The sequence below is a fragment of the Pedobacter sp. 01N416 genome (assembly GCF_056399685.1).
In genome coordinates this window covers 1-9,593 of sequence record NZ_JBFTRT010000468.1, presented here as the reverse complement: position 1 = coordinate 9,593, position 9,593 = coordinate 1, and the positions used below count along the sequence as shown (strand labels likewise).

The 9,593-nt window shown below is 38.4% G+C and carries 7 protein-coding genes and 2 pseudogenes; all 9 read left to right on the top strand.

Annotated features, from left to right (window positions below; translation table 11 throughout):
* Window positions 1–604: UDP-N-acetylglucosamine--N-acetylmuramyl-(pentapeptide) pyrophosphoryl-undecaprenol N-acetylglucosamine transferase (locus AC1DND_RS21620; RefSeq protein ID WP_477584686.1), on the top strand; the 604-nt coding region annotated here is incomplete at its 5' end.
* A gap of 135 nt (window positions 605–739) precedes the next feature.
* On the top strand, window positions 740–2,095 hold the full coding sequence (murC, locus tag AC1DND_RS21615) for a UDP-N-acetylmuramate--L-alanine ligase (protein ID WP_477584685.1): 1,356 nt from the start codon (window positions 740–742) through the stop codon (window positions 2,093–2,095).
* Window positions 2,088–3,293: a cell division protein FtsQ/DivIB gene (locus AC1DND_RS21610; RefSeq protein ID WP_477584684.1), complete on the top strand. Its 1,206-nt coding sequence runs from the start codon at window positions 2,088–2,090 to the stop codon at window positions 3,291–3,293. The genes murC and AC1DND_RS21610 overlap by 8 nt, the downstream gene beginning before the upstream one ends.
* A gap of 5 nt (window positions 3,294–3,298) precedes the next feature.
* A pseudogene (gene ftsA, locus AC1DND_RS21605) lies at window positions 3,299–4,437 on the top strand (cell division protein FtsA).
* 130 nt (window positions 4,438–4,567) lie between these two features.
* On the top strand, window positions 4,568–6,193 hold the full coding sequence (gene ftsZ / locus AC1DND_RS21600; RefSeq protein WP_477584687.1) for a cell division protein FtsZ: 1,626 nt from the start codon (window positions 4,568–4,570) through the stop codon (window positions 6,191–6,193).
* A 165-nt stretch (window positions 6,194–6,358) separates the two neighbouring features.
* Window positions 6,359–7,236 (top strand): annotated as a pseudogene (locus tag AC1DND_RS21595) (aminotransferase class I/II-fold pyridoxal phosphate-dependent enzyme).
* 261 nt (window positions 7,237–7,497) lie between these two features.
* A complete protein-coding gene (locus tag AC1DND_RS21590; RefSeq protein ID WP_029278061.1) occupies window positions 7,498–7,674 on the top strand; it encodes a hypothetical protein in 177 nt (58 codons plus the stop codon).
* Window positions 7,675–8,041: 367 nt separating this feature from the next.
* Window positions 8,042–8,788: a helix-turn-helix domain-containing protein gene (locus AC1DND_RS21585; protein ID WP_477584683.1), complete on the top strand. Its 747-nt coding sequence runs from the start codon at window positions 8,042–8,044 to the stop codon at window positions 8,786–8,788.
* Window positions 8,789–8,969: 181 nt separating this feature from the next.
* Window positions 8,970–9,452 carry an N-acetyltransferase family protein gene (locus tag AC1DND_RS21580; protein ID WP_477584682.1) on the top strand — a complete coding sequence of 161 codons (483 nt, stop codon included), beginning with the start codon at window positions 8,970–8,972 and terminating at the stop codon, window positions 9,450–9,452.
* Window positions 9,453–9,593 lie beyond the last annotated feature (141 nt).

Genomic DNA, 9,593 nt, shown 5'->3' with positions numbered 1-9,593 from the left:
GGAAGTAGTTGATATTAAAGGAAAACATTTTCAGGGTGCCGAACTGTTAAAGCTCGATCCATTGAAAAAGACCATTATGGTTACCGGTGGAAGTTTAGGCGCAGGCACACTGAATAAAGCGATTGAAAAACATTTACCCGATATCCTTGCTCAAGATGTGCAGGTGATCTGGCAAACAGGTAAATATTACTACAAAGGGATTATTGAAAGATTGGGTTTAACATATCATCCCAATGTTCGCATTCTTGAGTTTTTAAATAAAATGGACCTCGCTTATGCAGCAGCAGATGTAATTGTGAGCCGGGCAGGAGCCGGAACCATAGCAGAACTTTGTTTGATTAAAAAGCCAGTGATATTAGTGCCTTCGCCAAACGTTGCAGAAGACCATCAAACCAAAAATGCGATGGCCCTGGTTAAAAATGGAGCAGCAATATTAATTAACGACCGCTCTGCAGAAGATACTTTGGTTAAAGAAGCACTGGCGTTATTAAATAACAAAGAACAGTGTGAAAAACTTTCAGAAAACATAGGTGAAATGGCATTGCCAGCGGCAGACGAAATTATAGCGAACGAAGTACTGAAACTAATAAAGCGGAAAGACTAAAGTAGAAAGACCAAAGAAGAGACAGATTGTCATTACAAGGTATGAAGCACAATCTTAATGCGATAGAAAATAAAAATAAAACAATAGAAAGGCAAGCTTTAAGCTTTGGTCTTTCCACTTTTAGCTTAAAATAAAATGGAACTAAGTAAAATAAATAGGGTTTTCTTTGTAGGTATCGGTGGTATCGGCATGAGTGCGCTTGCCCGTTATTTTGCTAAACGCGGACAGGTAGTTTGTGGTTATGATAAAACCAGGACTAAGCTGACTGAAACCTTAGAGCAGGAAGGCATTCTCATTACGTATCTTGATGAAGCCTCTTCACTGCCCTGTGCATTTTTGGATGATCATGATGATACCCTTGTGGTTTACACTCCAGCGATTCCAAAAGATGCTAAAATTTTAAACCATTTTATAAATAAAGGTTTTGCACTTAAAAAACGTTCTGAGGTTTTAGGGATCATCAGTAAAGGAATGTTCTGTATCGCAGTTGCGGGTACACATGGCAAAACCACAACATCATCTATAGTTGCGCATATTTTAAAAGATACTGGCTACGATTGTACCGCTTTTTTAGGTGGGATAACCAGTAACTATAACAGTAATGTGCTTTTCGGTAAGAACAACGTTGTAGTGGTAGAGGCCGATGAATACGACCGTTCTTTCCTAACCTTGCACCCGGATGTAGCCGTGGTTACTTCTATGGATGCAGATCACCTGGATATTTACGGTGACAAGAGCCATCTCGAAGAATCGTTCAGGTTGTTTGCCGGTCAGCTTAAAGCCGAAGGTGTGCTCTATGCGCACGAAGGATTGCCACTTGAAAAAAGCACCAGTTATGCGGCAAGTTCAACGGCAACTGCAAAGGCAGAAAATTTAAGGGTAGAAGGGTCGAAATTTGTGTTCGATTATGCCGATAGTACACAAAGTATCAAAGACATTAGTTTAATGCTTCCCGGTAAGCACAATGTCGAAAATACAACGGTTGCCATTGCCATTGCGCTGCAATTGGGTATCGATGCAGAAAAAGTAAAACAAGCGGTTGCCAATTTTAAGGGTGTTAAACGCCGCTTCGAATATATTGTGAATAATGGCAATCAGATTTATATTGATGATTATGCACATCATCCTGAAGAACTGAGGGCTTGTTTTGATGCGGTAAGACAGTTGTATCCAGATAAAAAGCTAACGGTGATTTTTCAACCGCACCTCTTTACACGGACAAGGGATTTTGCTGATGAATTCGCAAAAGTTTTAAGCACGGCTGATGAACTGATGCTGTTGGAGATTTATCCCGCAAGAGAATTGCCGCTTGAAGGGATAAATGCACAGTTTTTATTGGATAAAATCACTTTGGTAGATAAAAAAATATGTGGAAAAGATTTTGTGGTTCAGCATGTTAAGGACACAAAACCTGAATTAATTTTAACAGTAGGTGCGGGAGATATCGACACGRTTATCGAACCCCTTAAAAATACTTTAAACAATGCTTAAACGGATAAACTGGAGCGCAATTTTTACTGGCTTTGCCTGGCTGATCAGCTTGGCAGGGGTGGTGGTGCTTTTGAGTTTTATCAATGTGAAGAAACAGACAGTTAAATGTRCCGATGTTAAGATCCTGATTCCCGGAGCTGATAACTTTATTGAGCGGGAAGAAATTGATGCCATTTTAAAAGAAGATCAAGGTATTCTTTTAGGTCGTAATCTCGAGAATATCAATATTCATAAGATCGAGAAAAAACTACAGTCTAACCCTTACATCGGTTTTGCTAAAGTATATGTAGATATGGATGGGGTACTGCATATTGAAGTAAAACAACGTCAGCCTATTCTGCGCATATTGAACGAGAACGGGCAGGATTTTTACATTGATAATGATGGACTGAAAATGCCTATTTCATCAAACTTCACGGCCAATGTGCTTGTGGCTACAGGGCATATTACAGAGGTTTTTGGAAGCAGAGTTGATACCCTGCATACGCAATTGGCAAGAGATTTATATAAAACTGCGCAGTATATTAAGCAAGATACCCTTTGGGATGCTCAGATCGAACAGATTGTGGTTGATCAGAAAAACGACATCGAACTGATCCCAAGGGTAGGTAATCAACGTATTGTTTTGGGTAATGCCGATTCGCTTGAAAAGAAAATGAAGAACCTGTTGCTGTTCTATAAAAAAGCAATGCCGCAGGTAGGTTGGGATACTTATAAAACCATCAATATTAAATATACCAACCAGATTGTTTGCGAAAAAAGAGATTCGACAGAATTAGGGAAAAAAGCAAAAACAATTTCTGCAGCCGATAGTTTGAGGATACAACGAAACGTAACCGATTCACTGATCAACAGCACAATTGTGGCGGCGATGGATGACCGGCCAGAGGCAGATGAAGCCGAAAAGGAGACGCCTAAAAGAGAAGCGCCAAAAAAGCCCGAGCCTAAAAAAGCGGAAGTGAAAAAGGAGGCGCCTAAAAAAACAGTACCAGTTAAAACAGAAGTAAAAAAGCCAGCGGTTGCGCAGGCCGCCAAACCGAAGGAAACAAAGCCAGCGGATAAAAAAGAAAAACCGAAGCAAACGGTAACAACACAGCCAAAGCCGGCAAAATCTGAGGCCCAACTGAAGAAAGAGAAAGAAGCAAGAGAGAAAGAAATCAGGGCATTGGAAAAACAGTATAAAACTCAGCAAAATTAACGAATATGGACAAGGCAAAATTTACCAGTCAGTCGCCCATCGTAGTAGGATTGGATATCGGTACTACAAAAATTTGTGTTATCGTTGGTCGTAGAACACAACACGGTAAGATAGAAATCTTAGGAATAGGCAAGGCAGAATCGGCGGGTGTGACACGTGGAGTGGTTTCTAACATTCAAAAAACCGTGCAGGGTATTGCTCAAGCAGTTGAAGTAGCAAGCGGACAATCCAATGTAGAGATACAGGTGGTAAATGTGGGTATTGCTGGTCAGCACATTAAGAGCTTACAGCACAGAGGAATTTTAACAAGAAGAGAATTAAACAACGAAATCGGTAAAAAAGATATCGATAAGCTGATTGATGATATGTTTAAACTGGTAATGCCGCCGGGTGAGGAAATCATCCATGTATTGCCACAGGAATTTACCATCGATAACGAGCCGGGAATCAAAGATCCGATCGGTATGGCAGGGGTTCGCCTTGAAGCTAACTTTCATATCATTTCTGGTCAGGTTACGGCTGTAAAAAATATCATCAAATGTGTAAACAATGCAGGTCTGCAAACTCAGGATTTAATTCTTGAGCCACGGCATTGGCTGAAGAAAATAAAGAAAACGAAATTATTTGTGTTCCTGGCTTACGTGGCCGCGAACCAAAAGAAATTTCGGTTAAAAACCTGGCTTACGTCATTCAGGCGCGTATGGAAGAAATTATTGAGCACGTATATTACGAGATCAAATCTTCAGGATATGAGAAAAAACTGATCGGTGGTATTGTAATTACCGGTGGTGGTGCTTTATTAAAACACTTATCTCAGGCAGTTGAATATGTAACCGGTTTAGATTGTCGTATTGGTTACCCGAACGAGCATTTATCTAAATATGAAGATATGCCTAAAACCATTTATGATGATCTGAAAAGCCCGATGTATGCAACCAGTGTAGGTTTGCTGATCAAAGGAATCCAAAAAGCAGAAGAGTTAATTGAAGAAATGAAACAGCCTGGCGTTTTTGTAGAAAAACCAAAAACAGCCAAAGAAAAAGAGAAACGCGGACCAGGTTTGTTTGATAAATTACTGGCAAAAACAAGAACTTTCATTCAGGATGACATGAATGTAAGCGATGAAGATTACTTAAAAAGTTAATTATTTTTCCACAAAAGATGAGTTTTCCACATTATCAACAGTTGTGGAAAACGTCTGTTGAAAAAGTGTTAATATTACATTGAGTAATGAACAGAATTTAAAAATTTTTAAACAACTGATTCATAAAGATATGCAGTTCGAAATGTTAAAAGATAAGTCTTCAATCATCAAGGTAATTGGTGTTGGAGGCGGTGGCGGCAACGCAGTGAACCATATGTACCTGTCTGGTATTACTGGTGTGGATTTTATTATTTGTAATACAGATGCCCAGGCTTTGGAATCTAGCCCAATACCTAACAAGGTACAATTAGGTGCTAGCTTAACCGAAGGGATGGGGGCTGGTTCTATTCCTGAGGTTGGTAAAAACTCAGCTATAGAGAATATAGATGATATTAAGGCCATGTTAGGTAGTACGACCAAAATGCTTTTTATTACAGCAGGAATGGGTGGTGGTACCGGAACAGGAGCTTCTCCAATCATTGCGAAAGCAGCTAAAGAACTTGATATTTTAACTGTTGCCATCATTACTACACCATTTTCTTTCGAAGGAAAAAGACGTAGACTGCAGGCAGATGAAGGAATGGAAGAGTTGAAAAAATACGTAGATTCTTACTTAGTTATCTCTAACGATCGCCTGCGTGAAATCTTCGGAAACTTAACCTTAGGCTCTGCCTTTGGCCAGGCCGACGATATTTTAACCACGGCTGCAAAAGGTATTGCAGAGATCATCACAGTTCCAGGTTATATCAACGTGGATTTTAAGGATGTGCGTACTGTAATGAAAGATAGTGGCGTAGCCATTATGGGTAGTTTTGCCGCTGAGGGCGAAGACCGTGCGTTACAGGCCGTAGAAGGCGCTTTGGCTTCTCCATTGTTAAAGGATAATGAAATCGAAGGTGCCCGTTATATTTTATTGAATATTAGTTCTGGTCTGCGCGAAGTAACCATGGATGAAGTTTCGATCATTACCGATTACATTCAGGAAAAAGCTGGTTTATCGGCTGATTTGATCTGGGGTAACTGTACCGACGAATCTTTAAGCGATAAACTTTCAGTAACCATTATTGCTACAGGTTTCCAAACATCAGAAGAACGCGTAAACGAAGAAAAAAATAAAAAGAAAATATCACTTTTAACACCTGAAGAAGCGCCGCTAGTTCGTCCCGTTGAACCAGTAAACTCTTTCATTCAGCCTAAAACAACGCCATCTTACGAGCCTGTTTTAAAAAYGAAGGAAGAAGTTTCGCAGGCAGATCTTTTTGGTGGTATGTTCAATAAATCGGAACCTCAAAAAGTTCAGGAGCCAGAAAATAATGTGGTTCGCCATACCTTGATGGAAGAAGAACCTCAGGTAGAAGAAGCACAGGAAACCGGCTTTGAGTTTGAGGTAAAATTAGCTGAAACTAATTTTGTGTTCGAAACACCGGCTGCCCAAATGCCGCCAATGCCTGAGCCGGAAATTGAAATGCCGGTTGTAGGTTTAGATGATGACAAAAGTGATGAATCGATGGAAGAGCAATTGAAAAAATCTAAAGAACGTATTTTACGTTTAAAAGATTTAAGCATGAAATTGCGTACTACCAATGGTTTACAGGAACTGGAAAACGAACCTGCTTATAAACGCAAGCAAATGCAGTTGCAACAAGTTCAGCATTCTTCTGAATCGCAGGTGAGTAGGTTTACTTTAAGCAACGATCAGGATGGTGGTACTGAGATCAGACCTAACAATTCTTTCTTGCACGATAACGTTGATTAAAACAAACCAAATATAATTTTAAAGCCCCGAAGTAAAATCGGGGCTTTTTTGGCATAAAATTGGAGTGTTAAAAATCTTAATTAACACCTAAAAGATCATTAGGTTGATTTTAAGACGAATAAAGCTTAAATTCGCAAAATTTTATTATAAAAAACACATAATACATTGGATATATTTGATAAGATAGCAAAGCACATGGGGCCACTAGGGCAACACCAGAAATGGTCTCATGGGTATTTCTCATTTCCAAAATTAGAGGGAGAAATTGCACCTCACATGCAGTTTCGTGGAAAAGAGCATTTGGTTTGGAGTTTAAACAACTACTTAGGCTTAGCCAATCACCCGGAAGTTAGAAAGGCAGATGAAGAAGCTGCGGCAAAATTTGGTATAAATTGAAGGAAATTGTTGATCTTAAAAAAGATTTCAACTTCCGTATCCTGGTTGATGATGCACATGGTTTCGGTACAATGGGTAAAACCGGTGCAGGTACACACGAAGCACAAGACTGTATTGATGGAATCGATGTTTATTTTGGAACCTTCGCCAAATCTATGGCAGGTATTGGTGCTTTTGTTGCTTCAACAGAACAGATCACTAATTTTTTAAGGTATAACATGCGTTCTCAGACTTTTGCCAAGGCATTACCAATGCCAATGGTAATCGGTTTGTTAAAACGCTTAGAGTTGCTAAAAAGYCAACCTGAGCTGAAGGATAAACTTTGGGAAATTGCAATGACCCTGCAAAAAGGATTACGTGAGCGCGGATTCGATTTAGGTGTTACCGATTCGGTAGTTACACCGGTTTTCTTAAAAGGCGAACTTTCTGATGCTACTGCAATTACTTACGATTTACGCGAGAACTATAGCATCTTTTGCTCAATCGTTGTTTATCCGGTAATTCCAAAAGGTATGATCGAACTCCGTTTAATTCCTACAGCTGTTCATACACTAGAAGATGTACAACGTACTTTAGATGCTTTTAGTGAAGTAGCTGAAAAATTAGAAAACGGATATTATAAAGAGAATCTTTTCGCTACCGTTTAAGGTCTATATAAATTTTACAAAGCCCTTTAAATGCGTTTAAAGGGCTTTTTTGTTGAAATTGTTTCTGTAAAAATCTGTATTTCAGTTACTTGATGTAATTCTTTTGTGGAGAATATGTTTATAAAAGAATAGAATGTGGAAAAAAATGGCGTAGAGGGCTGTTTTTTATTGTTCTAAAAATTTTTTTATTTCACCAAACCCTTTAAATTAGAGTAAGATAATTAAAACTAAAACCTTAAAGAACCATAGGAGTAATTAAAAATGAAAAAATTCGAAGAAGTAAAAAGTTTAGTGGCGGCTTTAGAAGCTGATGCAGACAAATTTTATAATAAAGGTAACAGCGCAGCTGGAACCCGTATACGTAAAGGTATGCAGGATTTGAAAAATTTAGCTCAGGCCATCCGTTTAGAAGTTCAGGAAACTAAAAACAAAGCTTAAGCGATCTAAATATTATAACAAAAAAAGCCTCATTAGAGGCTTTTTTTGTTATAACCATTCATTATTTTTAATCAATCTGTCAAATATTTTTATTACTGTAAAATATATAAGACAAATTATCCTTCATCCTTAAGTTTCCTTAGCTTTCATACTTTAGCGCTTGTGTTCCTTTATAAGTGATCAGATATTGCCCTGAAGGGTTGGTATTGCAACCTTTGCCGATATATTAGTAAACTGTTTAAATGCAAGGAGAACAATTAAACACTGAATTTATGTGCTAAATTATATGATATTTATTTGGTACCAGAGTAAGGTAACTTTGGGTGTCAAATGCTAACGTTATTAACTGTTTATGGTGTCAAAATATTTGCAATATACTCGGCCAGCTAGTGAAGATGTCAGTCATGTCCTGAATATCATGGGCGCTGTTCATCCAATAGATAGTAAATTGACTGAGGAGTTCGAAAAGCACCTCCTGCAGCTAAGAATAAGCAAAGACCAGATACTTTTTAATGAGAATGAAGTGTGTGAATACATATATTTTATCGTTAAAGGGGCCTTAATGGGTTGTACTACGCACAACAAGCAAAAAATAACAACCTACATTTCAGTTGAAAATGATTTTGTTAGTTCCATATCAGGTCTTCATGGGTCGGGTTATCCATTAGAGCTGGTTGCCTCGCTGCTAAATGTTAAAGCTTCAACACTTTTATCCATCAAGAAAAATTTTTCAGGGAAAGATAAAAATAAGGAATTGGAAGAGTGGGGACAAAAATTAGAATTGCATATCAATAAACATCAATCATTCAGGCATAAAGATGTCAGGCTTCAATCTCTTTCTAAAGAGATTGGTTTAAGCAGTCATAAACTTTCTATTGTCTTAAACAGCTATTTCAATAAGAGCTTTATTGATTATATCAATCAATATCGTGTAAATTGGATTAAAGGAAGCATCCGGAACCCTGATATCATGCAGAACTTTACGCTAGAGGCACTCGCTTACAGCGCAGGTTTTTCTTCACGGAGTGCTTTTTATAGCTCCTTTAAAAAACTGGTAGGAATGAGTCCTGTTGAATATTCGAAAACCCTCGATCAAGAAAAAACTTCAGCTTAACGTTTCTGTTACAGAAAGGCACTCTTAAGGTACTTTTTATTGTATAGTTGTGTTGATTTATAATACAGGACAAACTTGCTTCTGTATTATGTGCTATAAGGTGCATGTTTGGCTAATTTCGTGCAACAAACATAAACTGTTAGATTTCATAGGCTGATATTGGCCAAAATTGATTAAAACTATGATAAGAATAATGCGTGCAGCAGACTGGGGTGAGGTTAGTGCCATTTATCAGGAAGGAATCGATACTGGTACTGCGAGTTTTAGGACCCCTGATATTTCCTGGGAAAACTGGGATTCGTCACACCTTAAGGCTTGTAGGTTTGTGGCCTGTAAAGGTAAAGGAATTATAGGTTGGAGCGCGCTTTTGCCAGTGTCGGCGAATTATGATGTTGGTAGGGTAGGTGAGACAGAAGTGTATGTTAAACATGGCTATAAAGGCCAGGGAATAGGCTCTTTACTGTTAGACGCACTTGTTAAAGAGAGTGAAAATAAAGGTATTTGGATGCTTCAGGCCGGGATATTTTTGCAAAATTCGGCCATATTGAAAATCTATGAAAAAGCGGGGTTCAGGGTAGTGGGCTATCGCGAAAAAATAGGAAAGGCAAAAGGCGTTTGGCAGGATAACCTGCTGATGGAAAGAAGAAATAAATTGATTGCTTAGCATCTTAAAAAAAGTGCTTGTATTATAAAGACAATTTCTCTTCAGATTCTGTCATGTTGAGCCTGTCGAAACACCATTAAACAAGTCCTTCGACAAGCTCAGGATGACAAATCTATATTGTATTCAATCTCTCTTTTTACC